Below are 25,123 nucleotides of genomic sequence, written 5' to 3'. Positions count from 1 at the left end.
GGCAAGCTACTGCTGCAACTGTTATGGCACGGCCTGTACCTTGTTGCCCACAGCTTGCTTCTGTATAAGTTATTTGTGCCATGTTTGCTTCTTCAGGTGTTTTCTTGAGGCAACATGATGACCCCTCATTACAAATCAAACGTGCTCAATATGGATATTTTTCTTTTAGCCCTGGCTGCCTTCTTTGCTGGTTTTGTTGATTCCATCGTCGGTGGCGGTGGTTTGATACAGGTTCCCGCCTTGTTCTCTTTCATGCCAGGGACGGCTCCTGCTACCTTGCTGGGTACCAATAAGATGGCAGGTATCTGGGGAACGACAGTCGCAGCGACTCGCTATATGAAGACAGTCAGCCTGCGCTGGAGCATGGTGGCACCAGCCGCATTCATGGCATTTGCGTTTTCTTTTGCCGGGGCTTTCCTTGTGACACATATTCCGCCCACCTATTTGCGCAAGGCTTTACCCTTTATCCTGGTGGCTGTGGCTGTCTATACCTTCATGAAGAAAGAGTTTGGTGCAGACAATAGACCTGTATTCTCGGGGTCAAAAGAAACCTATATGGCTATGCTGGTGGGTGCAGGCATAGGGTTTTACGATGGTTTCTTTGGGCCGGGTACAGGCAGTTTCTTCATGTTTTTGTTCGTGCGTATCTTTGGTTATGACTTCCTGCGTGCCTCTGCTGCAGCCAAGGTATTGAATGTTGCCTGCAATACTGCGGCACTTATCTGGTTTGGTTATAGCGGCCACGTACTCTGGATGCTGGGTTTGACGATGGCGGTATGTGGTGTTGGCGGTTCTATTTTAGGTAGTCATTTGGCAATAAAGCGTGGTACCTCGTTTGTTCGCAAGATGTTCCTTGGCGTGGTGGTGGCGCTGATATGCAAGACGACTTACGATGGCTTTCTCAAATAGTAGTGTTTCACGTGAAACAATCAGTTAGTGATAATGGGACTTTGGTCCCATTTTTTATGTCCAGATGCTCATGTTTCACGTGAAACATGGTTCTAAATAAAAAGAGAATCTTTAGTTCTGCAAAAGTTTACGCGCAAAACAAACTATAATCGTGCCTCCCGTCCCAAGTTTCTCAGAAATCCACCATGTTTTATCCAAAAGAATTCGATGTTATCGTCGTCGGCGGCGGTCACGCCGGTACCGAAGCTGCACTTGCCTCTGCTCGTATGGGGCAATCTACACTGTTGTTGACCCATAATATCGAGACCCTGGGTCAGATGTCTTGCAACCCATCCATAGGTGGGATAGGTAAGGGTCATCTGGTGAAGGAGGTCGATGCCATGGGCGGTGCCATGGCGATTGCCACTGATGAGGCAGGCATACAATTCCGTATCCTGAATTCATCCAAAGGCCCAGCAGTGCGTGCCACCCGTGCCCAGGCGGACCGTATTTTGTACAAGCAGGCGATACGTAGTCGCCTGGAAAATCAGCCTAATCTGTGGTTGTTCCAGCAGGCTGTCGATGATTTGCTGGTCGAAGGTAACCGTGTTGTCGGTGCCGTGACCCAGGTTGGCATCAGGTTCCGCGCCCGCGCCGTCGTGCTGACAGCAGGTACTTTCCTTGATGGGAAGATTCACGTGGGCTTGAATAACTACTCGGCAGGCCGTGCCGGTGACCCGCCAGCGATATCTTTGTCTGTTCGTTTGAAAGAGCTGGCGCTGCCACAAGGTCGTTTGAAGACTGGTACGCCACCACGTATAGATGGTCGCAGCATCGATTTTTCACTGATGCAAGAACAGCCGGGTGATCTTGATCCTGTGCCAGTGTTCTCTTATATGGGCAATTCCAGCATGCATCCAAGGCAGTTGCCATGCTGGATTACCCATACCAATGAAAAAACCCACGACATTATCCGGGCCGGTCTGGACCGCAGCCCCATGTACACGGGGGTTATTGAAGGGGTAGGGCCACGCTATTGCCCATCGATAGAAGACAAAATACACCGCTTCGCCAGCAAAGAGTCGCACCAGATTTTCCTGGAGCCTGAAGGCCTGACGACCAATGAGTTTTACCCTAATGGTATCTCTACCAGCCTGCCTTTTGATGTGCAGCTGGACCTCGTGCGTTCCATGCGCGGTATGGAAAACGCTTACATCCTGCGTCCTGGCTATGCGATTGAGTATGATTATTTTGACCCGCGTGGTTTGAAATCGTCGCTGGAGACTCGCCAAATTGAGGGCTTGTTCTTTGCCGGGCAGATTAACGGCACGACAGGTTACGAAGAAGCAGCAGCTCAAGGTATGTTGGCAGGCTTGAATGCAGCACTGAAAACCCAGGGTAAAGAAGCCTGGGTGCCGCGCCGTGATGAAGCTTATCTCGGTGTGCTGGTGGATGACCTGATTACCAAGGGCGTGCAAGAACCTTACCGCATGTTCACCAGCCGTGCCGAATTCCGCCTCAGTCTGCGTGAAGATAATGCCGATATGCGCCTGACTGAGATAGGACGTCAACTCGGTTGCGTCAGCGATGCGCAGTGGCAGCAGTTTGAAGAAAAGCGTGAAAGTGTTTCACGTGAAATGGAGAGGCTGCGCTCGACCTGGGTCAATCCGCGCATCCTTGCAGATGTAGAAGCTGAGCGTGTCGTTGGCAAGGCTTTGGAGCGTGAATATTCCCTGGCTGATTTATTGCGTCGTCCACAAGTGACTTATGAAAGCCTCATGAGTCTGCAAGGTGTGGAAGGGCAGGAACTGGCCGGGCCAGGTGTGCTTGATCCACATGTGCGCGAGCAGGTGGAGATACAGGTCAAGTATGCCGGTTATATCGACAGGCAGGCCAAAGAGGTTGAACGCCATGCGCATTTTGAAAATCTCAAAATGCCAGTTGGCTTTGACTATATGGAAGTCAATGGGCTTTCTATCGAAGTCAGGCAAAAACTGAACAAGCATCAGCCTGAAAGCCTTGGCCAGTGTGGCCGTATTTCTGGCGTGACGCCTGCCGCGATTTCCCTGCTTTTGGTACATCTGAAGAAGCGTGGTTTTAAAGAGTTCATGGCGAATGCAGATGTAATGCCTGAGACGGTTGCTGACACCCCAGTAGATTGATTCACGTGGAACATCAGATTGCAGGCGTGTTTTTGCAAGCGCATTGGCATGAGTATGCCTGCCAAGCACAATAAATTAAAACGAAAAATAAAACTGAAATGAAAAACAAGAAGTTAATCGAGGGTGGGGCCGTATGATTCACGTGGAACAAGCACAGTTAAGATCGATGTTACAGAGCGGTGTTGAGGAATTGGCGCTGGATCTAAATAATGATCAAATTGATAACATGATTGCTTATTTGTCATTATTGTCAAAATGGAACTCTGTTTATAACCTGACGGCTATCCGCGACCCCAAAGAAATGGTCAGGCAACATTTGCTGGATTCGCTTTCTGCGGCTCCGGCATTCAAGGATGCAAAAAATATACTGGATGTAGGTGCCGGTGGTGGTTTGCCCGGTATGATGCTGGCCATTACTTATCCACAGGCAAAAGTGTCCATGATAGATACGGTCAGTAAAAAGACTGCCTTCCTGACCCAGGCCAAGACTGAGCTGGGTTTGAAGAATGTCACCGTCCATACTGGCAGGGTAGAAGCTCTGCAGGTCAAAGAAGCATTTGACGTCATCACTTCACGCGCATTTTCTGAGCTGGCCAATTTCGTCAATTGGTCCGGTCACCTGCTGGCGGATGGTGGCCAGTTCATCGCCATGAAAGGCGTGGAACCGAAGCAGGAAATAGATAGCCTGCCTGCTGGCTGGCATGTGGATAAGTTGCAAGCCTTGACGGTGCCTGGTTTACAGGCAGAACGTCACCTCGTCTTTATCAAGAAAACCCAGGCCTGATCTCACGGAAACCTCTATGGCAAAAATCTTTTGTGTAGCAAATCAAAAAGGTGGCGTGGGTAAAACCACCACTACCGTCAATCTCGCCGCAGGCCTGGCGAAACTCGATCAACGTGTCTTACTGGTTGATCTCGACCCCCAGGGTAATGCCACCATGGGCGCTGGTATCAACAAGGCCAAGCTGACTGCTTCCATCTATGAAGTTCTGCTTGGTATGTCGGACGTTGCGACCGCCAAGCAGCGTTCAGAATCTGGGCGCTTTGATGTTCTCCCGGCCAACCGTGAACTTGCAGGTGCAGAAGTGGAAATGGTCTCGCTGGATAACCGCGACAAACGCCTGCGTGAAGCTCTGGCCAAGGTCGATGCTGACTATGACTTCATTCTCATCGACTGTCCGCCAGCCTTGTCGCTGCTGACTCTGAATGGCCTGTGCGCCGCCCATGGCGTGATCATCCCCATGCAGTGCGAATACTATGCGCTGGAAGGTTTGTCCGATCTTGCCAATACCATCAAGAAAGTCTCGGCCAACCTGAATCCTGACCTGAAGATAGTCGGTCTGCTGCGCGTGATGTTTGACCCGCGCATGACGCTGTCGCAACAAGTCTCTGACCAGCTCGAGCAGCATTTTGGCGACAAGGTCTTCAAGACCCTGATCCCGCGCAATGTGCGTCTGGCAGAAGCACCATCTTACGGTATCCCCGGCGTGGTGTTTGATCCTGCATCCAAAGGGGCGCAAGCCTATATCGCCTTTGGTGCAGAGATGGTGGAAAGAATTAAACAACTGGAAAAATAAGTATGTCGATCAAAAAACAAAAAGGTCTGGGCCGTGGCCTGGACGCCTTGCTCGGCGGTGCCGCCGACTTTGCCGAAGCCGTACCTACCGTCACTGGTGCCCCTACCAGCCTCAACGTTGCACAAATGCAAGCTGGTAAGTACCAACCCCGTACCCGTATGGACGAGGGCGCATTGGCCGAGCTGGCAGCCTCCATCAAGGCCCAGGGTTTGATGCAACCCATCCTGGTTCGCCCGATAGGACAAAATAATGGCGTAACCCGTTACGAAATCATTGCCGGTGAACGCCGTTTCCGCGCTTCGCAAATGGCAGGCATGGATGAAGTGCCGGTACTGGTCAAGGATGTCGATGACCAGGCCGCCGCCGCCATGGCTCTCATCGAGAACATGCAGCGTGAAGACCTGAATCCTCTTGAGGAAGCCCAGGGCATACACAGGCTGATCACGGATTTCTCATTTACCCATGAGCAGGCAGCCAATGCAGTAGGGCGCTCACGCAGTGCAGTGTCTAACCTGTTGCGTCTGCTGAACCTGGCCAAGCCGGTGCAAACCATGCTGATGGCCGGTGACATCGACATGGGCCATGCCCGTTCGCTGCTGGTGACCGACGCCGCCACCCAGATACAACTGGCCAACCAGATCGTCGCCAAACGCATGTCTGTCCGTGAAGCAGAAAAGCTGGTCGCCAAGACCACGGCTGAGATGAGCGCCAATGGCAAGCCGCGCGACAAGGCAGAAAAATCCCGTGACATCACCCGCCTTGAAGAAGAACTGTCTGATTTGCTGGCAACCCAGGTTGCCCTTAAATTAGGCAGCAAGGGCAGGGGGCAAATGCTGATCGATTTTGCCGACCTTGATAGTCTGGATGGCATCATTTTAAAGATACGTGGACAGTAAAAAGATTTGACCCATGCAGATACTGACTTTACCCGGCCTGTATAGCTCCGGCCCCGGCCACTGGCAAACACGCTGGGAAGCCGAATTACCGAATGTAAAAAGAGTAGAGCAACAAGACTGGGATAATCCAGTCAAGGATGTGTGGGTCGCCACTTTATCAGCGGCTGTCAATGCAGTGCCTGACGAAGTAGTGCTGGTTGCGCATAGTATGGGTTGTGCGCTGACGGCCTGGTGGCTGGCGTCAGATATGCCCGGCGTTGTGGATAAAAGCAAAGTCAGGGCGGCATTCCTGGTGGCTCCACCAAATGTGGGCAGGGAAAATTTCCCCGCACCCACATTTAATCCCATGCCGCAGATCCGGTTTCCGTTTCCGGTTGTCGTGGTAGCATCCAGCGACGACCCCTGGTGTGACCTGTCAATTGCACAAGCCTGGGCGAAAAGCTGGGGGGCGGTGCTGCACCTGATCGGTGCGAAAGGCCATATCAATGGCGATTCTGGACTGGGTAGCTGGAAGCAAGGCCAGGACTGGCTCAACACATTAATCACAAAAACGGCAAAGCCAGTACAATAATAAAAAAGCACCAAAATGTTGCATTTTGGTGCTGTGCACCAAACGTTTGACGATATACATCAAACGTTTGACGTTATTACGCACAACCACGTATAATTCCGTGGTTTTGATAGGCGAGGATTTGCGCTGCCCGGTTATATCGTGGCAAGACAAACAAATTCAATGCCTGACCGTAAAAATAGGCTTTACGCAAAATTATCCGGCAACGTATAGCGCTGCTATACATTACAAGCCGCAATGTCCCAGAGGCAATTTTGCGTAAGTCCTAAATAGTGAGGGAAGCATGGCACGTATCGTACTGCTGCAAATGCTGGCAGCCGTGGTCGTGACCGTGCTGGCCGGTATCATAGGTGGTTTTTCCCTCGCACTTTCTGCCCTGGTAGGTGGATTGTGTTGTGCGATTCCAAATGCTTTTTTTGCGTTGCGCTTGAGTATCAGCGCCCGGAAGCCTGGAGGAGCCAACCCGGTGAGTTTTTTCATCGGTGAATTTATCAAGATTGCATTGACAATTGCGCTGATGGCTGCAGTTGTCTTCTGGTACCGCGATGTCAACTGGCCGGCTTTTCTGATCGCCTTCATCGTAGTGCTGAAAAGTTATTTTATTTTACTATTTAGACAACGACCATGAGCGCAACCGAGCACGCCCCAACCGCGTCAGAATATATTGTCCATCACCTTGGACATTTTTCGACCAAACATCAAGACAAGATCGTTGATTTTTCCATCTTCAATATGGATACCATTTTTTGGTCCATTTTTGCAGGTGTACTTGGCAGCCTGATTTTGTTCCTGGCTGCACGTAAAGCCACTTCTGGAGTTCCAGGCCGCTTCCAGGCGGCTGTAGAAATCCTGGTAGAAATGGTGGAAGAACAATCCAAGGGTATTGTCCACGGTGACCGTAGCTTTATCGCTCCGTTGGCCTTGACTGTATTTGTCTGGGTTGCCCTGATGAACTCACTGGATTTCCTGCCAGTGGATCTGTTTTCCGGTTTGTTTGCATTGTTGGGTGTTGAGCATATATTCACCCACCATCGCGTAGTGCCGACTGCTGACTTGAATGGCACCCTGGGCATATCTCTGGGCGTGCTGGCACTGATGCTGTATTACAGTATCAAGATCAAAGGTCTGGGTGGCTTCCTGCATGAATTGGTTTCTGCGCCTTTCGGTATTAAGATGGCACCATTCAACCTGATCTTGCAATTGATTGAATTTGCTGCAAAAACTGTATCCCTGGGTATGCGACTGTTCGGTAACATGTTTGCGGGTGAATTGTTGTTCCTGTTGATCGCTTTGCTGGGTTCGATGGCAACAGTATTTGGCGTGTTTGGTCATTTGGTTGCAGGTTCCATTTGGGCAATCTTCCACATTTTGATCGTATTCTTGCAAGCCTTCATTTTCATGATGCTGACACTGGTATATATCGGCCAGGCGCACGAGTCTCACTAAGTTTTGCGAAGTTTTTGTAGTAGTAACAGTTTTGGTTTTTTGGTTTTAGCTTTTTATTATTTTTAACTTTTAAGGAAATGTCATGACTGATTTATCTTTTGTTGCTTTGGCTTGCGGTTTGATCATCGGCTTGGGCGCTATCGGTGCTTGTATCGGTATCGCTATCATGGGTGGTAAATACCTGGAAGCATCTGCTCGTCAACCAGAATTGATGAACACATTGCAAACTAAGATGTTCTTGCTGGCTGGTCTGATCGATGCTGCGTTCCTGATCGGTGTTGGTATCGCTATGCTGTTTGCATTCGCTAACCCATTTAAATAATCAGTTCTTCCTTCTACTGCCGGGAGCATTTGCTTCCGGCTTGATCCATTTAGATAAGGAATTACCGTGAACTTAAACGCAACATTGTTCGTTCAGTTTGGGGTTTTCTTCATCTTGGCAATGTTCACAATGAAATTTGTGTGGCCGCCACTGATGAACGCGCTCGACGAGCGTGCGAAGAAAATCGCAGACGGACTGGCTGCCTCCGATAAAGCGCAAAAAACATTGCAAGACGGTGCCAAAGCGGCTCAAGACGCATTGAATGCTGCTCGTGAAGAAGGCCAAAAACAGATCCTCAACGCAGAACAACGCGCTGCCAAGATTGTTGACGAAGCCAAAAACACAGCCGCTGTTGAAGCTGCACGCATTCTTGCTGCTGCAAACGCCGATGCTGAAAATCAAGTGACCAAAGCACGCGAAGAATTGCGCGACCAGGTTGCCACTCTGGCAGTCAAAGGCGCAGAACAAATTCTGAAACGTGAAGTCAACGCATCTGCTCATGCTGATCTGTTGAACCAACTGAAAACCGAGCTGTAATCATGGCCGAAATCGCAACGATCGCTCGTCCTTACGCAGAAGCGCTGTTTCGTGTTGCCCAAACCGGTAACCTGTCCGCCTGGTCGGAACTGGTTACCGAGATGGCACAGGTAGGTGCGCATCCCGATGTACAAGCTCTTGCACACAACCCCAAAGTCTCGGCTGATCAAAAAGCTGAGATTTTCTTGTCTGCGATCAAATCTCCAGTGACTGCTGAAGCGAAAAACTTCATCAACACACTTGCTGACTATGACCGCCTGACTCTGTTGCCGGAAATCGCTTTCCAGTTTCATGCTCTGAAAAACGCCTTCGAAGGCGCAGCAGATGCAGAAGTGACTAGCGCATTTGAATTGACGGCAGCTCAGTTGAGCGAACTGGCAGTGACATTGGAAAAGAAATTTGGCCGCAAGTTGCACCCTACAGTCAAAGTGGATTCCTCTTTGATCGGTGGTGTACGCATCGTGGTTGGTGATCAGGTGCTCGACACGTCGGTACGCGCGAAGCTGCAGAAAATGCACGTCGCCCTGACCGCGTAAGAACGTAATAAATATTAGGAGTTAGTATGCAACTCAACCCATCTGAAATCAGCGAGCTGATCAAGAGCCGGATTCAAGGCCTTGGCGACACAGCTGAGATTCGCAATCAAGGTACGGTTATCTCCGTTACCGACGGTATCTGCCGCATTCACGGTCTGTCTGACGCGATGCAAGGCGAGATGCTGGAATTCCCAGGCAATACATTTGGTCTGGCGCTGAACCTGGAACGTGATTCCGTTGGTGCCGTTATCCTGGGTGACTACGAACACATCTCCGAAGGCGATACAGTCAAATGTACCGGCCGTATTCTGGAAGTGCCTATCGGTCCTGAACTGCGTGGTCGTGTAGTTAACGCGCTGGGTCAGCCTATCGACGGCAAAGGTCCTATCAATGCAAAACTGTCCGCGCCTATCGAAAAGATTGCGCCTGGCGTTATTGCACGTCAATCCGTTTCTGAACCTATGCAAACTGGCCTGAAGTCTATCGACTCCATGGTACCGGTTGGCCGTGGTCAGCGCGAATTGATCATTGGCGATCGTCAAACTGGTAAAACAGCTGTTGCGATCGATGCCGTGATCAATCAAAAAGGTCAAAACGTTACCTGTATCTATGTAGCGATTGGTCAAAAAGCTTCTTCCGTTAAAAACGTTGTGCGCGCTCTCGAAGCCCACGGCGCCATGGAATACACCATCGTTGTTGCTGCTACTGCTGCTGAATCTGCAGCGATGCAATACGTATCCGCATACTCCGGTTGCGCGATGGGTGAATACTTCCGTGACCGCGGTCAAGATGCACTGATCATTTATGATGATCTGTCCAAACAAGCTGTTGCTTACCGTCAGGTTTCCCTGTTGCTGCGCCGCCCACCAGGCCGTGAAGCTTACCCAGGTGACGTATTCTATTTGCACAGCCGTTTGCTGGAACGTGCAGCACGCGTTAACCCAGACTACGTTGAAGCTTTCACCAAAGGTGAAGTTAAAGGTAAAACAGGTTCTTTGACAGCATTGCCTATCATTGAAACTCAGGCTGGTGACGTTTCCGCTTTCGTTCCTACCAACGTAATTTCGATTACTGACGGTCAGATCTTCCTGGAAACATCCTTGTTCAATGCAGGTATCCGTCCAGCGATTAACGCTGGTATCTCGGTTTCCCGCGTTGGTGGTGCTGCTCAGACCAAGGTAATCAAAAACCTGTCCGGCGGTATCCGTAATGACTTGGCACAGTACCGTGAACTGGCAGCGTTTGCCCAGTTCGCTTCTGACCTCGATGAAGTAACACGCAAGCAGCTCGATCGTGGTGCCCGCGTGACTGAATTGTTGAAGCAAGCTCAATATGCTCCACTGTCTATCTCCCTGATGGCCGTTACTCTGTTCTCCGTGAACAAAGGCTTCCTGGATGATGTAGCGGTCAAGCAAGTGCTGGCATTCGAAGCAGGCGTACATGGCTACATGAAAACGAACCATGCAGCATTGCTGCAGAAAATCGAAGAAACCAAGCAACTCGACAAAGATGGTGAAGCTGCCATGGCTGCCGCAATTGCTGATTTCAAAAAAACCGGTTCCTATTAATTTACTGTAGCTAGAAGGAGTCAATACTCATGGCTGCAGGCAAAGAGATACGTGGCAAGATCAAAAGCGTAGAAAATACGAAGAAGATCACGAAGGCGATGGAAATGGTCGCTGCATCCAAAATGCGTAAAGCGCAAGACCGGATGCGTGCGGCTCGTCCTTACAGTGAAAAGATTCGTACGATTACGGCTAACTTGTCACAGGCCAACCCAGAGTACACGCATCCTTTTATGGTGCAACAAGATCTGTCCAAGAAAGTTGGCGTGATTGTTGTAACGACAGATAAAGGTTTGTGTGGTGGTCTCAACACGAACGTGTTGCGTTTGGTCACCAGCAAAATGCGTGAACTCGAAGGCAAGGGTTCAAAGATAGAAGCGGTCGCAATTGGTAATAAAGGTCTCGGCTTCCTGAATCGCGTAGGTGCGCAAGTGGTTTCCCATGTTACACAATTGGGCGACACTCCTCACCTCGACAAACTGATAGGTCCAGTCAAAGTTTTGCTGGACGCGTATCAGGAAGGCAAGCTGGACGCGGTTTACCTGAGTTATACCAAGTTCATCAACACCATGAAGCAAGAGCCGGTGATGGAGCAGTTGTTGCCCCTGACAGCGGACAGGCTGACGACAGACAAGAATGCCCATTCCTGGGATTATCTGTATGAGCCAGATGCAGCAACGGTCATTGATGAACTGTTGATACGCTATGTAGAAGCACTGATTTTCCAGGCGGTAGCGGAAAACATGGCTTCTGAACAATCGGCCCGTATGGTGGCGATGAAAGCGGCAACAGATAACGCAGGTAACGTGATTGGCGAACTGAAACTGGTTTATAACAAGACCCGTCAGGCTGCCATTACCAAAGAGCTCTCCGAGATCGTCGCCGGCGCGGCAGCGGTCTAAACTGAATTTAAAATTATTGAAGGAACGAACATGGCTAATGGCAAAATCGTTCAGTGTATCGGCGCTGTTGTGGACGTTGAATTTCCACGCAATGCGATGCCTAAGGTTTACGATGCCTTGAAAATGGAAGGCTCCGAGCTGACTCTGGAAGTTCAGCAGCAATTGGGTGACGGCATCGTCCGTACCATTGCGCTGGGTACTTCTGACGGTCTGCGTCGTGGCATGACTATCAGCAACACTGGCAACCCTATCATGGTACCAACCGGCAAAGCAACGCTGGGCCGCATCATGGACGTACTGGGTAACCCTATCGATGAATGCGGTCCTGTCAGCCACGAGCAGACAGCATCCATCCACCGTAAAGCCCCTGCCTACGACGAACTGTCCCCATCCCAGGAATTGCTGGAAACCGGTATCAAGGTTATTGATCTGGTTTGCCCATTCGCTAAAGGTGGTAAGGTTGGTCTGTTCGGTGGTGCGGGTGTGGGCAAGACCGTGAACATGATGGAACTGATCAACAACATCGCCAAGGCACACAGCGGTTTGTCCGTGTTTGCCGGTGTTGGTGAGCGTACTCGTGAGGGTAATGACTTCTACCACGAAATGGCTGACGCAAAAGTGGTTGATCTGGAAAATCCAGAAAACTCCAAAGTTGCGATGGTGTACGGTCAGATGAATGAACCACCAGGTAACCGTCTGCGCGTTGCTCTGACAGGTCTGACTATCGCTGAAGGTTTCCGTGACGAAGGCAAAGACGTTCTGTTCTTCGTGGATAACATCTACCGTTACACACTGGCCGGTACTGAAGTATCCGCTTTGCTGGGTCGTATGCCTTCCGCCGTGGGTTATCAACCTACTCTGGCTGAAGAAATGGGCCGTCTGCAAGAGCGTATTACCTCCACTAAAACTGGTTCCATTACGTCCATCCAGGCCGTATATGTTCCAGCGGATGACTTGACCGATCCATCTCCAGCAACCACATTTGCTCACTTGGATTCCACCGTTGTTCTGTCTCGTGACATCGCTTCCCTGGGTATCTACCCTGCGGTTGATCCACTGGATTCAACATCCCGTCAGCTGGACCCACAAGTGGTTGGTGTAGAGCACTATGAAACAGCCCGCGCTGTTCAAGGTACTTTGCAGCGCTACAAAGAATTGCGTGACATTATCGCGATTCTGGGTATGGATGAATTGGCTCCTGAAGACAAACTGCTGGTCGCACGCGCACGTAAGATGCAGCGTTTCCTGTCTCAGCCTTTCCACGTTGCTGAAGTATTTACCGGTTCCCCAGGTAAATACGTTTCCTTGAAAGAAACGATCCGTGGTTTCAAAATGATCGCTTCCGGCGAACTCGATCACCTGCCAGAACAAGCGTTCTACATGGTAGGTACTATCGATGAAGCAATCGAAAAAGCGAAAAAACTGGCTGCTGCTTAATTAATCAAGCGCACTGGCGGTGCAGTTGAATCATTGACTGCACCATAGCTTTTTTGAGCGAATAATAAGGGTCCAACATGGCACACACTATTCACGTTGACGTGGTTTCCGCAGAAGAGTTGATCTTCTCCGGTGAAGCCGAATTCGTCGCGTTGCCGGGTGAGGCTGGTGAATTGGGTATCTATCCGAAACATACACCACTGATTACCCGCATCAAGCCGGGTGCGGTGCGCATCAAGGTTCCAGGCAAAGCGGAAGACGAATTCGTATTCGTTGCCGGTGGCCTGCTTGAAGTGCAACCGAATGCAGTGACAGTTTTGGCCGATACCGCGATTCGCGGTCACGACCTGGACGAAGCCAAAGCCAATGAAGCCAAGAAACTGGCAGAACAAGCTTTGGTTAATCGTGATTCCAAAATTGACTATGCGCAAGCACAGGCAGAATTGGCTTCAGCGATCGCCCAATTGGCAGCGATACAAAAATTGCGTCAAAAGCGTTAATTTCGCTGCGAAAATTTTTCGCGACGAAAGCAGTACAATGGAAAGGCAGCTCAGGCTGCCTTTTTGTTTTTCCAAGCTGTCAAACTGGACCAATACTGGAACTGCCCATGCCTATGGAACAAGACTTGATTGCCGAGATACTGAGCAAAAGTAAAACCATCGCCGTCGTCGGCCTGTCCTCAAAAACCTCACGTCCCAGTTACGGAGTGTCCGCCTATATGCAGGCGCATGGCTATCGCATTATCCCGGTCAACCCGCGTGAGGCAGGAAACATCATACTGGGCGAGCATTGCTATCCTGATCTGATTACTGCTGCGGCAGAACACCGTATCGATATCGTCGATTGCTTCCGCAACGCGGCTGATATTCCGCCCATCGTCGAAGAAGCGATACAAATAGCTGTGCCTTATCTATGGATGCAATCAGGCATCGTAAATACAGAAGCTGCCGCCAGGGCAGAGGCAGCAGGCATCAGAGTAGTGATGGACAGGTGCATCAAGATAGAACATCTTTACCGTGTCTGAGTTTGCTTTGCTGAGCGCAATTGCTGTATGTAGGCAAGTTCGTTTTGCGCCAGTTTATTCTCAGGTTCGATTTGCAAGGATTCCTGAAAAGCTCTTTCTGCCTCATCAAGCTGCTTAAGCTCTATCAAAGAAAATCCTATGCCGCGCAGGGACATCGCCAGGTAAGGACGTTGTGAGGAATATTGTTTGCTCAATTCATGGGCGTGACGATAGGTTTGCAAGGCTTCTGTGGGTTTGGCCAGCTGGTTCAAGACATAGCCAATTTCTACCGAAGTGCCGGCAGAAACCGGGGCCAGATATTCCAATTTCCTGAGCATGGACAAGGCCTGTTGCAAATCCCTTCTTTCAACCGCAACAAAGGCCTGGACTTGCAGGCAGTTTTTATAACCCCATTCTATCCATTCAAAATTCAGCTTGCTGGATTTGCTGAATTCCTCAAATTCTTGAGTCGTCTGAAAAGAGAATTGCTTTTTGCTGCTGTCAAAGATGGATTCATAAGACCGGCAATTTTCTTTTGCTTTTCTGTCTGCTTCTTCAAATTTGCCCTCCTTGATCAGCAGATTCAATGCATTTGATGCAGCTGAGAATTCCACTCCCTTGGCACTGTCCGCGACTAAATTGGTATGGGTGGTAATCGTAATAATCTTGTCGTCAGCCATAGCGCAAGCAGGCAAGGCCGCCGCCAATGCAAAAGCAGCTATCCATTTGCGGACACTCATTATTCGATGTGGAATAAAAAAAACAGTCATGTTCATGGTAAGGTGATTATTCATAAAAAGCCCGGTGTGGTTCAACGTAAATCAACTTTATCGACTGGAGCAGTTTGAAAATGATCGCTGCCAGCAATACATAGAAATACCCTACCAGCAGGCTGTATAAGCCGCCGATGATAAACAGATGGAACAGGTCAGCGATATAGATGCGCCTTTCGTTGATCATCATAATGACCGCAGCACTAACACCAAATGCCAGCGCCATGACGAATGGCGCAAAATGGCAGTAGAAAACAAACTTGTTTTCATCCAGACGAAAAAAAGCAATGCTGAACACCAGTAGCGTCAGTAAATACGGTATGCCACCAATGAACAGAGACCCAAGCAGAAAGCGCGAAAAGTCACGCAGCACGCCAAATTGTGCGCATGCGACACTGAGCAAGCTCAGGGCTATGGGCAATAACAATGCGGCCAGGTAATAGGTTTTCTTTCGTATCATGTGCAATGAGTTGGTGATGTATGCCACCCGAAAAATGCAATTCTGGTGAACACATTTGTAGTCTTGCTAGGGTATGCTGCACTTTTCATATTATCATCAAAACATTATCTCTAATTGTGAGATATATTTTTTGTAAGCTAACAATATTGATTGGGGACTTGAATGACAGTTGCGGACTTGTTTCGGGTAGGTAAAGGTTTTCAGGTCAAGGATGCTAATGCCAATAAAAAACTGCTGGGTACGGCAGCCACTGAAAAGAATGCAGACAAGGCCGCCGACAAACTGGCGACACTAAAGCTGGCAGAAGAAATTTCTAACCTCCAAAATGTCTTGTATGCTGGTCGTGAACGCAAGCTATTGATCATCCTGCAGGGCATGGATACTTCCGGTAAAGACGGTACGGTCAACGGCGTGTTCGGGCAAATCAATCCTCTGGGAGCACGCACGGTCGCCTTTAAAGCCCCCAGTACTGATGAAAAAAATCATGATTATCTGTGGCGCGTGCATAAAGAAGTGCCAGGCAAGGGTGAAGTCACCATCTTCAACCGCAGCCATTATGAAGACGTGCTGATTACCCGCGTTCATGGGTGGATAGACCAGGCTGAATGCAAGCGCCGCTATGCACAGATACGCGATTTTGAACGTATGTTGGCCGAAACTGGCACCGTGATACTGAAATTCTTCCTGCACATTTCCAAGGCCGAACAAAAAGCCAGGCTGGAAGAGCGTCTGGCTGATCCTGAAAAACACTGGAAGTTTGATCCCCAGGATCTGGTCGAGCGTCAATACTGGGACGCGTATCAAGAGGCGTATGAAGATGCCTTGCAGGCAACAGATGCCGATCACGCGCCATGGTATGCCGTGCCATCAGACTCCAAGACCCAGCGCAACCTCGTGATAGCCAGCATCGTGCAAGAAAAAATGCTGAGCCTGAAGCTCACATATCCACCGGGTAATCCTGATTACAGCAAGCTCAAGGTAGAGTGAAGCTCAGTTCATCAAACTCAATGCATGAAGTTCAGTAAATGAAATTTAGCTACTGGCCTGAGCTGCTGGCAGCACCGCTGTATCCCTTGCTGGCATGGCAGGGGAGGCGTACCCGCGCAGCCACACCACGCCTGCCCGAAGCCATTGACCAGGCACATGGGCTGTGGACTCATGCGAGTCGGCCTGTGGATAACTTAAGGGTGCTGGGTATAGGGGAGTCACCGGTTGCGGGTGTGGGCGTGGCGAATTATCAAGAAGCCATTACCGCACAAATGGCCAAAACCCTGGCTGGCAAACTTGATACTGCTGTGGAATGGCAGGCTTTGGGGCAAAACGGCGCACGCCTGTCCTGGGCCAGGCAAGCTTTGCCAGCATTTCGTCAGGCACAAGGCCATGCATCGCCAGCGTGGGATCTCATTCTGGTCGCTTTTGGAGTCAATGATACAACCAGCTTTTGCCCGGCCAACAGTTACCGGGCAGAGTTGCAGAGCCTGCTGGATGAATTGCAGTTGATGCTAAAAACAACTGGTCTTATCGTTCTGGCTGGCGTACCTCCCATGCAGGTTTTTCTTGCTTTGCCAGCTCCTTTGCGCCAGGTTTTGGGCATGAAGGCGCATGCCCTGGATCAAATAAACCGCGAGATGGCGATGAGCAGGGCCCGGGTTTTGCATTTGCCGTTTACCGCAAATCTTCAAGATGCGCGCCAGATGGCCGAAGATGGCTACCATCCGTCAGCACTTGGCGTCAGTATTTGGGCAGAAGAATTAGCGAAAACATTTCTGCAAAATCGTCAAGAAAAATAATAAAGCTTTGGTACTTATGCACAATTTCGTTTGCACGCGATTTATGCTAAAAAATGGGAATTCTTCATAAACTGGTATTCCTTCCCAATAAAATCAATGACTTACAGAATAATCCTGTTAACCGAATTTAAAATAAATCAGTAAACTGGCATTCTGTCATTTCTATCCACAAAGTTATCCACAGTTTATTACCGGAAATTTTGCTGAAAATTGCGCCACTTGCTGCAGATCAGATGCCTATCCTGCGCGCATAGGCGATAATGTCGCTTATACAGCAATAGTCTGCGTAGTTTGACCATGTCAGTAGATAAGCAGATGCACGCAGCGTCACCGAAAGCACTTATGTCCATGAATTTTGCCCCACTCAAAAACGACACCTTCCTCAGAGCCTTGTTGCGCCAGGAAACTGATTACACACCTTTATGGTTGATGCGCCAGGCTGGCCGTTATTTGCCAGAATACCGCGCTACCCGCAAAGGTGCGGGTTCTTTTCTGAGCCTGGCCAAGAACCCTGGTTTCGCGACTGAAGTAACCTTGCAGCCTATAGACCGTTATGGCCTCGATGCTGCGATCCTGTTTTCCGACATTCTGACCGTGCCGGATGCGATGGGTCTGGGCCTGTATTTTGAAGAAGGCGAAGGCCCCAAGTTTGAACGTCCGCTGAAAGACGAAAAAGACGTCATGGCACTCAAAGTGCCCGAAGCAGGCAGCCTGCAATATGTATTTGATGCCGTAACGCAAATCCGCACGGCATTGGATGGCCGTGTGCCGCTGATCGGTTTTTCCGGCAGCCCATGGACGCTGGCCTGTTATATGGTGGAAGGCCAGGGCTCGCGCGACTTTCATACCGTCAAGAGCATGATGTATAAGCGGCCGGACCTCATGCACCATATCCTGCGCACGAATGCCGATGCTGTCGCTGCTTACCTGAACGCGCAAATCGATGCCGGTGCCCAGGCCGTGATGATTTTTGACAGCTGGGGTGGGGCGCTGGCAGATGGTGCTTATCAAGAGTTTTCGCTGTCTTATATGCGCGATATCGTCAGCCAACTGCAAAAAGAAAAAGATGGCAAGCGCATTCCTGCCATTGTCTTTACCAAGGGCGGTGGTCTGTGGCTGGAACAACTGGCCGATATCGGTGCGGATGCCCTGGGACTGGACTGGACCATGAATTTGGGTCAGGCACGCGCCAAAGTGGGTGACAAGGTCGCCTTGCAGGGTAATCTTGATCCGGCAGTACTGTTTGCCGAACCAGAACAAATCCGCAAGCAAGTCATTGCTGCGCTCGACAGTTATGGCAAGCCTGCTGCTGGTCATGGCCATGTATTTAACCTTGGTCATGGCATTTCGCAATTTACCCCGGTTGAGTCGGTCAGCGTGCTGGTCGAAACGGTGCATGAATATAGCCGCCAGCAACGTCAGTCTGCATAAAAACTGGTATTTATTTATAAAATAAGCATGATTTTCTGCCACGGATTGACAGTAGTGTGGCTGGTCCAGCCAGTGTTTCTGCTCAGGCCGCTGGTAAAGTATGTATATTCAGGCACTGGCAAAACAACAAGTGGCTGAGACGCTTGTCTTTGCATCATGTTGCTCTGCAAAACATAGAACTGGCGTGCTTTTCCAGCCTGAAAGCTGTGGAAAACCAATGGATACGCCGCAGAAAAATTTTGCATTTCTATGCACATTTTCTGTCACTTATGCACAAAATCGGGGCGGCAAAAAATATTTTCAAAAATATTTTTTTGTCTCCCGGCATTTTTTATAAGTCATTGATTTTAAACGACTAAATTCTTGGCTCTGAGACAGGGCATTTTGTGGAAACCCCCGTAAACGCTAGCGAAAACCGATGTCAATAGACCTTTCTCCACAAAGTTATCCACAGAAACTGTGGATATGTCAAAAAGCCTTATGAAATCAATAGTTAGCGCCGATTTTCATGTTCAGGCTTAGATCGTGAAACAAGTTTATTTACGCGTAGCCCTCGATACCCCACTTGACAGCACCTTCGATTATCGGTGGGCAACACAGGAAGAGGGAGGGGCAGTTGCCGACTTGCCTCAACCCGGGCAACTGGCTGCTGTGCCCTTTGGCCGCCAGGAAGTCGTCGGTCTGATCATGGATGTGGTGAATGAGACCGATGTCCCACCCGCCAAGCTGCGCGACGCAATCGCTGTCAGGCATGAGCTGCCACCCATGAACAAGGAATGGCTAGCGCTATGCCAGTTTGCCGCCGAGTATTATCAGCGCCCCATAGGCGAGGTGGCTGTACCCGCCTTGCCCAAGAACCTGAAAGCCATCAAGACAGTATCCTTGCAGCGCTCCATCAAGAAGCTGGCCAAATTGCCTGAGCAGGCTGATGTCAGCCCGGTAGGCGAACCGCAATTAAATCCCGAGCAACAAGCTGCGGTGGATGCAGTTGCCAACGCCGAGGGCTATGCGCCGCATCTCTTGTTTGGTGTGACCGGCAGCGGGAAGACGGAAGTGTATTTGCAGACTGCCGCCAAAATACTGGCAAAGGCGCCGGATGCCCAGATCCTGATCCTGGTGCCAGAAATTAACCTGACGCCACAGCTTGAATCGCATATCCGCGCCCGTTTCCCTGGCCTGATGCTATCTACCCTGCACAGTGGCATGGCAGAAGGTGAACGCATGTTGAACTGGCTGGCTGCGCATACCGGTCGTGCCCGCATCGTGCTCGGTACACGCCTGGCCATGCTGGCATCCCTGCCTAGGTTGAAGCTGATCATCATCGATGAAGAGCATGACCCTTCCTACAAGCAACAGGAAGGCCTGCGTTACTCTGCCCGTGACCTTGCTGTATGGCGGGCGCGCCAGCTCTCGATACCCATCTTGCTGGGTTCAGCCACGCCCTCGCTGGAAAGCTGGCAGGGTGCGCAGACTGGCCGTTACCGCTTGCTGGAATTGCGTGAGCGGGCAGTCCAGCACGCCGTCCTGCCCATCATACGCATCATCAACCTGGAAAGAGAAAAACCCAGCGAAGGCCTGACGCAAAGATTGATAGGCGCAATCAAGCTACGTCTGGAGAAAGGTGAGCAATCACTACTGTTCCTCAATCGGCGTGGTTATGCACCGGTACTGGCTTGCGACGCCTGTGGCTGGATCAGCAATTGCACGCGCTGTACTGCCCATCTGGTCTTGCATAAAGGTGACCATAGATTGCGCTGTCATCACTGCGGCCTGGAACAACGCATACCGCGCTCATGCCCTACTTGCGGCAATATAGACCTGCAACCGCTGGGTCGCGGTACCCAGCGCATGGAAGAAAGCCTGGCCCTGCTTTTCCCGGAGGCCAGGGTTTTCCGCATTGATGCCGACTCCACCCGTCTCAAAGGCAGTGCTGCCGCTGCTTTTGAACGTGTGCATGCCGGTGAAGTCGATATACTGATTGGCACCCAAATGGTGGCCAAGGGGCATGACTTCAAACGCCTGACCCTGGTGGCAGCGCTGAACCCGGACGCTGCTCTGTTCTCGCAAGATTACCGCGCCAGTGAACGCCTGTTTGCCCAGCTCATGCAGGTAGCAGGCCGGGCTGGGCGGGCCGCGCAAAAAGAAGGCGGCAATGCATCCGAGGTACTGGTACAAACCCGCTACCCCGATCATCCTCTCTACCATGCGCTGATGTCACACAATTACCCCGACTTTGCCAAAGACTTGCTGGATGAACGCCAGCAAGCCCATATGCCACCTTTCATGTACCAGGCTTTATTGCGGGCAGAAGCCAAAGAGCTGGAAACTGCCATCGCCTTTTTGAAAGAAGCCGCGCTCTGTACCGAGCATCAGGGCATCATGATCAACGACCCCATCCCCATGACCATGACGCGGGTGGCTAACGTCGATAGGGCACAGTTGCTGGTCGAATCAGTTTCACGCCCAGCTCTGCAAGCCTTTGTCAAAGCCTGGATCGCTGATCTGCGTGCCATGAAAAGCCGGGTCCGGTGGTCGGTGGAAATTGATCCTGTGGATATCTAAGTATCTGTCCACATGTGCTTGATGATGTCGATCAGTTAAAATCAGTGCTCAAACCTTCCAATGAACGCAAAGATTGCACCATGCCACTCAGTCCCTACCTGACCACCTTCCCTGAAATATCTGAAAATTGCTACCTCCACCCCAGCGCCCAGATCATCGGTGATGTACAAATCGGGCCGGATAGTTCGGTCTGGTGCAATGCCGTCTTGCGTGGCGACGTCAATCACATACGCATAGGCCATAGCAGTAATTTCCAGGATCTGGCCATGGGCCATGTCTCACACAAGAATGCCAGCAAGCCAGCTGGCTCACCTTTGATTATTGGTGATTATGTGACGATAGCCCATTCCGTCATCCTGCATGGCTGCAATATCGGTGATGAATGCCTGATAGGCATGGGCAGCATCGTCATGGATGATGTCATTATCCACAAGCATGTCATGCTCGGTGCAGGCAGCCTGGTGCCACCGGGCAAGGTACTGGAAAGCGGCTTTTTATATGTAGGCCGCCCGGCGGTCAAAGTCCGCGCCTTGACCCCAGAAGAAATCAGCTATTTCAAATACTCGGCAGAGCACTATGTTCGTATCAAGAATAATTACCTGGCCACCGTTGTAGCCCAGCCATCTGAATAAACTTGAAAACTACTTTGTGGTCTGAACCTGGCAATGCATTTTTGAAAGATTCCCAAGCAACCACGCACCTAATCACCTTAGCACCTAAGCACAAGGACAGAACGGCATGAACGCAACACAGGCTGGCGAATACTGGATCACGACAGACAAGGACAAGATCGATATCGACCTCGTCCATCAATTCTTGACGACCGAAAGTGGTTGGGCCACCGGCATTTCACGACCTGTGGTAGAGGAATCTCTGCGCAATTCCCTGTGTTTCAGTATCTTCCAGCAACAGCGCATGGTGGGCTTTTGCCGCATCATCACCGACATGGCGACCTTTGGTAACCTCGTCGATGTGTTTGTCGTGACCGACATGCGCGGCAAGGGCATCTCCAGATTACTGATGGAAGAAGTCATGGCTCACCCGGTAGTCAGCAAGCTGCGCCGCTTTACGCTATCGACCAGCACCGCCGCTGGCCTGTATGAAAAGTTTGGTTTTACTCCACTGAGCAAACCGGACAATTTCATGGAAGTGTACAAGCCCAGGATTTACCTGGACTGACGCCCCGGCGTTTTATTGAGCAGGCTGGTAATTCAGTTCACCGACATTGCTGGCTTCGAAATACATCATCATCTGGCGCTGGCTGCCTTTTTTGATCTCGGTGATTTTTTTGACGATCTGATCAGATCGTTTAGTCTTGTCATGGTATTGCGTCTCCACTTCATAGCGGCCTTCGGGCAGATTCAAGAATAGCCAGGGACCATCCAGCGTCGTTGTCAGCAGCACGGCTTTGGTTTTGTCGTCTCTCACAATAACTTTGATATCCGCCAGATAAGCGCCAGATTTATTGGCAGCAGTGCGCAGCCACAGATTGTATTGCCCTGCCTGCTGTTGTAATTCTTCCCTTTCCGTACTGCCTATACCGCCAGTGACACAAGCGATATCCTTGTTTGAACAATTGCTGCCCGCGGCCAATGCAGGCATGCTCAGACAGAGCGATAGCGACAAGGGCAAGAGTGAGGCTAATTTCATAAGTTTCACGGCTGAGTCCTCCTGTGTAAAACATGCAATATAGTATTTGTGATATGAAGGTGTTTGCGATGAGTCAAAGTTGCAACACCTTGCATACCAGCATGATGTTTATACTTGTCTGTGACCATCAAACTGCGGCATATTGAAAGGGACAGGCCCCGGGGCCTCATTGCATAGACTACAGATTCCTTTTTCTCATTCAAGATGCTTTCATCCCTGCTTAAACCTGCCATAGCCATCACGGTGGCACTTGCCTTTGCCGCACCCTCGCAAGCACTGGAGTCTGCCCTTAGTCTTAAGGACATTTACGCCACCACTGTAGTGCAGCAGGTACAACCGCCACCAGAAGATTTGCAATTTTATATAGAGCAGATGGCTACCGCCCTCAGCACTAACAGCATCACCAGCCTGCCTTCTCAATATATTATGCTGGTCGATCGCAATCCCAAGGTCCAGGTTGCCATGTTGTTTTGGTTAGACCAGGAAGGGCAATACCAGTTCATTGGTGCTTCACCTGTTTCTACAGGGCGCTCTCTTGGTTTTGAGCATTTTGAAACCCCTATCGGGGTGTATGCGCATAGCCTGGCCAATCCGGATTACCGTGCCGAGGGCAGCAAAAACAGCAAGGGCATACGCGGTTATGGCATCAAAGGCCGGCGCGTCTTTGATTTTGGCTGGCAAAAGGCCAAAAAAGGCTGGGGCGATAAAATTATCGCCGACATGCGTCTGCAAATGCATGCGACTGACCCTGGCGTACTCGAATCACGTCTGGGCACAGTGCAATCCAAGGGCTGTGTACGGATACCAGGTACTTTGAATCTCTTGCTAGACCGCTACTCGGTGCTGGATGCGGACTATTTGCAAGGCGTGGCAGAGGGCAAGAAATTTTGGGTGCTCGACAAAAACCGCCAGGACAATCCCTGGGCTGGGCGCTATATGGTCATCATCGATAGCGGTAAAGAGCAAAAACCAGAATGGGCCGCTTATACACCGCCGCCGCTAGCACCACGCAAAGTGGTGAAACCAGCATAAAAAAGCAAATATGATGGCTGCCCCTGAAATCGACTAAGATATCTGTAACAGGATATTTAACTCATGGGGAGCCCGTATGTCTATAGAAACCTGGTTGCTGTATGTTATCGCCGTATTGGTACTGACCATCACCCCGGTCCCGCCGTTTTGATGTGCATCACCAACAGCATCAATTTCGGTGCGCGCATGACCCTGTTTCCGGCGCTGGGGAATATTACTTCCCTGATTGCCATCATGACTTGTTCGGCAATAGGCATAGGTGCGATTCTGGCGACCTCGGCGCTGGTATTTACCATCATCAAATACCTCGGTGTGGCTTATCTCTTGTATCTCGGCATCAGCAGCTTGCGTGCCAAGAGCAGTGATTTTATCTTGCCGACAGAAACCGAGTTGCGCGGCACCCGCCTGCGCCTGTATGTCAAAGGCATGCTGGTCGGCGCCAGCAATCCCAAGGCCTTGCTGTTCTTTACCGCCTTCTTCCCGCAATTCATCAATCCGGCTGCCGCCAAGCTGCCGCAATTTTTAGTCCTGTGCAGCACCTTTGTATTTTTTGAATTCAGTGTGCTGATGCTGTATGCGGTATTTGCCGAACGCATGGGACCCTGGCTGCGGTCCAAAGGCAAGGCAAAAATGTTCAACCAGTTTTCTGGCGGCGTATTCGTGGCAGCGGCGGGTTTGCTGGCCACCGTGAAAAAAGCGAATGACTGAGGAGCAGTGTCATGTCACATGGCAAAGCGTATAGTGAAAAAGGTTTTTGGGACAAGCTCAAGAAATATGCACAAGCGGCAGGCAGTGAAGTCATAGAAAAAGTGCTGTGCCTGTACTATGCGGCTCAGAGGCCGGAGACACCAGCCTGGGCCAAGACTGTCATCTTTGGTACATTGGGTTACTTCATTTTCCCGCTGGATGCAGTGCCGGATATGTTGCCAGTGGTCGGTTACAGTGATGATCTCGGTGTCATTGCGGGCGCTCTGGTGACCGTCAGTTTTTATATTACTGACGATGTGAAGCAGAGTGCCAGGGATAAGATGACGGGCTGGTTCGGCAGTGGACAAGTTTGAGGTCTTGCCTTGCCAGGCTACTATGAAGCTCAATCCAGCTAAGGGCTAACTGGATTGAGCCCGAATTGAGTTCTATTTATCTGTAAAATAATCAGGCCTTCAGCCAGCAGCCTTCCTGCTAGAATTTTTGATAAAGTCGCCATGCCTGAACCGTAATGCTGACCAGTCTTCATCAATCGCCACCATCCTCACCGTATCAAACCCAGCCGCTTTGATCACATCCCAGCCAGTATCACGGTTGAATTCACATTGATATTTTTTCGAGCTTCCCTTGGGATAAGCAAACCACAGTAGGGCATCTCCCTCTACCAGCTTGCTCAGGGCCAGTGAGATTTCATCAAGCTCTTGCTGCTTGCTGACGAATACCAAAGCAAAATTCAGTTTTTTGATGCCAGACAATTTCTTGTGTACCTTGACCTTGGTCAAGGCCGCGATTTCAGGCTCAAATGATGCGGGTGCATGCAAGACCAGTATTTCACTCTGATCTTTCAAATTCAATTTGTTAAAAATGGCAGACATGGA

30 protein-coding genes are annotated in these 25,123 nt (G+C 50.4%); 26 read left to right on the top strand and 4 right to left on the bottom strand.

Annotated features, from left to right (window positions below; translation table 11 throughout):
* Positions 1–114: 114 nt before the first annotated feature.
* The 16 genes from UNDKW_RS27705 to UNDKW_RS27630 all read left to right on the top strand — a co-directional run bounded on the left by UNDKW_RS27705 (position 115) and on the right by UNDKW_RS27630 (position 13,863).
* A complete protein-coding gene (locus tag UNDKW_RS27705) occupies positions 115–909 on the top strand; it encodes a TSUP family transporter (RefSeq protein WP_232063147.1) in 795 nt (264 codons plus the stop codon).
* Positions 910–1,094: 185 nt separating this feature from the next.
* Positions 1,095–3,050, top strand: a complete 1,956-nt coding sequence (gene mnmG, locus UNDKW_RS27700) for a tRNA uridine-5-carboxymethylaminomethyl(34) synthesis enzyme MnmG (RefSeq protein WP_162061392.1) — start codon at positions 1,095–1,097, stop codon at positions 3,048–3,050.
* A gap of 133 nt (positions 3,051–3,183) precedes the next feature.
* Complete coding sequence (gene rsmG / locus UNDKW_RS27695) at positions 3,184–3,834, top strand: 16S rRNA (guanine(527)-N(7))-methyltransferase RsmG (RefSeq protein WP_162061391.1); 651 nt, start codon at positions 3,184–3,186, stop codon at positions 3,832–3,834.
* Between the two features lie 16 nt (positions 3,835–3,850).
* Positions 3,851–4,627: a ParA family protein gene (locus UNDKW_RS27690; RefSeq protein WP_162061390.1), complete on the top strand. Its 777-nt coding sequence runs from the start codon at positions 3,851–3,853 to the stop codon at positions 4,625–4,627.
* Between the two features lie 2 nt (positions 4,628–4,629).
* Entirely contained in the window at positions 4,630–5,523 is an 894-nt protein-coding gene (locus tag UNDKW_RS27685) for a ParB/RepB/Spo0J family partition protein (RefSeq protein ID WP_174244971.1), read from the top strand.
* Positions 5,524–5,536: 13 nt separating this feature from the next.
* Complete coding sequence (locus tag UNDKW_RS27680; protein WP_162061389.1) at positions 5,537–6,094, top strand: alpha/beta hydrolase; 558 nt, start codon at positions 5,537–5,539, stop codon at positions 6,092–6,094.
* Positions 6,095–6,377: 283 nt separating this feature from the next.
* Positions 6,378–6,722 (top strand): ATP synthase subunit I, encoded by a 345-nt coding sequence (locus tag UNDKW_RS27675; protein ID WP_162061388.1) that lies wholly within the window; start codon positions 6,378–6,380, stop codon positions 6,720–6,722.
* A complete protein-coding gene (atpB, locus tag UNDKW_RS27670; protein WP_162061387.1) occupies positions 6,719–7,540 on the top strand; it encodes a F0F1 ATP synthase subunit A in 822 nt (273 codons plus the stop codon). The genes UNDKW_RS27675 and atpB overlap by 4 nt, the downstream gene beginning before the upstream one ends.
* Before the next feature lie 82 nt (positions 7,541–7,622).
* Positions 7,623–7,862, top strand: coding sequence for a F0F1 ATP synthase subunit C (atpE, locus tag UNDKW_RS27665; RefSeq protein WP_162019491.1), 240 nt, complete (start codon positions 7,623–7,625; stop codon positions 7,860–7,862).
* Between the two features lie 66 nt (positions 7,863–7,928).
* Positions 7,929–8,399, top strand: a complete 471-nt coding sequence (locus UNDKW_RS27660; protein ID WP_162061386.1) for a F0F1 ATP synthase subunit B — start codon at positions 7,929–7,931, stop codon at positions 8,397–8,399.
* A gap of 2 nt (positions 8,400–8,401) precedes the next feature.
* Entirely contained in the window at positions 8,402–8,935 is a 534-nt protein-coding gene (locus UNDKW_RS27655; RefSeq protein WP_162061385.1) for a F0F1 ATP synthase subunit delta, read from the top strand.
* Between the two features lie 26 nt (positions 8,936–8,961).
* Positions 8,962–10,503, top strand: a complete 1,542-nt coding sequence (atpA, locus tag UNDKW_RS27650; RefSeq protein ID WP_162061384.1) for a F0F1 ATP synthase subunit alpha — start codon at positions 8,962–8,964, stop codon at positions 10,501–10,503.
* A gap of 29 nt (positions 10,504–10,532) precedes the next feature.
* Positions 10,533–11,402: a F0F1 ATP synthase subunit gamma gene (gene atpG / locus UNDKW_RS27645; protein ID WP_162061383.1), complete on the top strand. Its 870-nt coding sequence runs from the start codon at positions 10,533–10,535 to the stop codon at positions 11,400–11,402.
* A gap of 30 nt (positions 11,403–11,432) precedes the next feature.
* Positions 11,433–12,839: a F0F1 ATP synthase subunit beta gene (atpD, locus tag UNDKW_RS27640; protein WP_162044014.1), complete on the top strand. Its 1,407-nt coding sequence runs from the start codon at positions 11,433–11,435 to the stop codon at positions 12,837–12,839.
* 77 nt (positions 12,840–12,916) lie between these two features.
* Positions 12,917–13,339 (top strand): F0F1 ATP synthase subunit epsilon, encoded by a 423-nt coding sequence (locus tag UNDKW_RS27635; RefSeq protein WP_162044013.1) that lies wholly within the window; start codon positions 12,917–12,919, stop codon positions 13,337–13,339.
* Between the two features lie 107 nt (positions 13,340–13,446).
* Positions 13,447–13,863 carry a CoA-binding protein gene (locus tag UNDKW_RS27630; RefSeq protein WP_162061382.1) on the top strand — a complete coding sequence of 139 codons (417 nt, stop codon included), beginning with the start codon at positions 13,447–13,449 and terminating at the stop codon, positions 13,861–13,863.
* Here the strand turns inward: UNDKW_RS27630 and UNDKW_RS27625 are convergent.
* Positions 13,851–14,582, bottom strand: coding sequence for a tetratricopeptide repeat protein (locus UNDKW_RS27625; protein ID WP_162061381.1), 732 nt, complete (start codon positions 14,580–14,582; stop codon positions 13,851–13,853). The two genes, UNDKW_RS27630 and UNDKW_RS27625, sit on opposite strands and share 13 nt — an antisense overlap.
* A 46-nt stretch (positions 14,583–14,628) precedes the next feature.
* Positions 14,629–15,075, bottom strand: coding sequence for a hypothetical protein (locus UNDKW_RS27620; RefSeq protein WP_162061380.1), 447 nt, complete (start codon positions 15,073–15,075; stop codon positions 14,629–14,631).
* A gap of 162 nt (positions 15,076–15,237) precedes the next feature.
* On the opposite strand from UNDKW_RS27620, the gene UNDKW_RS27615 reads away from it, so the two are divergent.
* The 7 genes from UNDKW_RS27615 to UNDKW_RS27585 all read left to right on the top strand — a co-directional run bounded on the left by UNDKW_RS27615 (position 15,238) and on the right by UNDKW_RS27585 (position 22,037).
* Entirely contained in the window at positions 15,238–16,062 is an 825-nt protein-coding gene (locus UNDKW_RS27615) for a PPK2 family polyphosphate kinase (protein ID WP_162061379.1), read from the top strand.
* Between the two features lie 38 nt (positions 16,063–16,100).
* Positions 16,101–16,865, top strand: coding sequence for an SGNH/GDSL hydrolase family protein (locus UNDKW_RS27610; RefSeq protein ID WP_162061378.1), 765 nt, complete (start codon positions 16,101–16,103; stop codon positions 16,863–16,865).
* 342 nt (positions 16,866–17,207) lie between these two features.
* Entirely contained in the window at positions 17,208–18,296 is a 1,089-nt protein-coding gene (gene hemE / locus UNDKW_RS27605; RefSeq protein ID WP_162061377.1) for a uroporphyrinogen decarboxylase, read from the top strand.
* A gap of 100 nt (positions 18,297–18,396) precedes the next feature.
* The gene (locus UNDKW_RS27600; RefSeq protein WP_162061376.1) at positions 18,397–18,633 is read left to right on the top strand and encodes a hypothetical protein; all 237 of its coding nucleotides are present in this window, start codon (positions 18,397–18,399) and stop codon (positions 18,631–18,633) included.
* Positions 18,634–18,821: 188 nt separating this feature from the next.
* Positions 18,822–20,858: a primosomal protein N' gene (locus tag UNDKW_RS27595; protein ID WP_162061375.1), complete on the top strand. Its 2,037-nt coding sequence runs from the start codon at positions 18,822–18,824 to the stop codon at positions 20,856–20,858.
* A gap of 80 nt (positions 20,859–20,938) precedes the next feature.
* Complete coding sequence (locus tag UNDKW_RS27590) at positions 20,939–21,490, top strand: gamma carbonic anhydrase family protein (protein ID WP_162061374.1); 552 nt, start codon at positions 20,939–20,941, stop codon at positions 21,488–21,490.
* A gap of 106 nt (positions 21,491–21,596) precedes the next feature.
* A complete protein-coding gene (locus UNDKW_RS27585; protein WP_162061373.1) occupies positions 21,597–22,037 on the top strand; it encodes a GNAT family N-acetyltransferase in 441 nt (146 codons plus the stop codon).
* Positions 22,038–22,049: 12 nt separating this feature from the next.
* Here the strand turns inward: UNDKW_RS27585 and UNDKW_RS27580 are convergent, their stop codons facing one another.
* Entirely contained in the window at positions 22,050–22,517 is a 468-nt protein-coding gene (locus tag UNDKW_RS27580; RefSeq protein ID WP_162061372.1) for a hypothetical protein, read from the bottom strand.
* 195 nt (positions 22,518–22,712) lie between these two features.
* Here UNDKW_RS27580 and UNDKW_RS27575 point away from each other — a divergent pair, with 195 nt between their 5' ends.
* The 3 genes from UNDKW_RS27575 (at position 22,713) to UNDKW_RS27565 (ending at position 24,601) form a co-directional block, all read left to right on the top strand.
* Entirely contained in the window at positions 22,713–23,540 is an 828-nt protein-coding gene (locus UNDKW_RS27575; RefSeq protein ID WP_162061371.1) for a L,D-transpeptidase, read from the top strand.
* Between the two features lie 63 nt (positions 23,541–23,603).
* The gene (locus UNDKW_RS27570; protein WP_162061370.1) at positions 23,604–24,248 is read left to right on the top strand and encodes a LysE family translocator; all 645 of its coding nucleotides are present in this window, start codon (positions 23,604–23,606) and stop codon (positions 24,246–24,248) included.
* Between the two features lie 11 nt (positions 24,249–24,259).
* On the top strand, positions 24,260–24,601 hold the full coding sequence (locus UNDKW_RS27565) for a YkvA family protein (protein WP_162061369.1): 342 nt from the start codon (positions 24,260–24,262) through the stop codon (positions 24,599–24,601).
* 99 nt (positions 24,602–24,700) lie between these two features.
* On the opposite strand, the gene UNDKW_RS27560 is transcribed toward UNDKW_RS27565, so the two are convergent.
* On the bottom strand, positions 24,701–25,120 hold the full coding sequence (locus tag UNDKW_RS27560) for a hypothetical protein (RefSeq protein WP_162061368.1): 420 nt from the start codon (positions 25,118–25,120) through the stop codon (positions 24,701–24,703).
* Positions 25,121–25,123: the final 3 nt, after the last annotated feature.

It is taken from the genome of Undibacterium sp. KW1, assembly GCF_009937955.1.
Taxonomy (GTDB): Bacteria; Pseudomonadota; Gammaproteobacteria; order Burkholderiales; family Burkholderiaceae_D; genus Undibacterium.
Note: the sequence above shows the minus strand (reverse complement) of the source record. Positions and strands in the feature narration are given on the sequence as shown.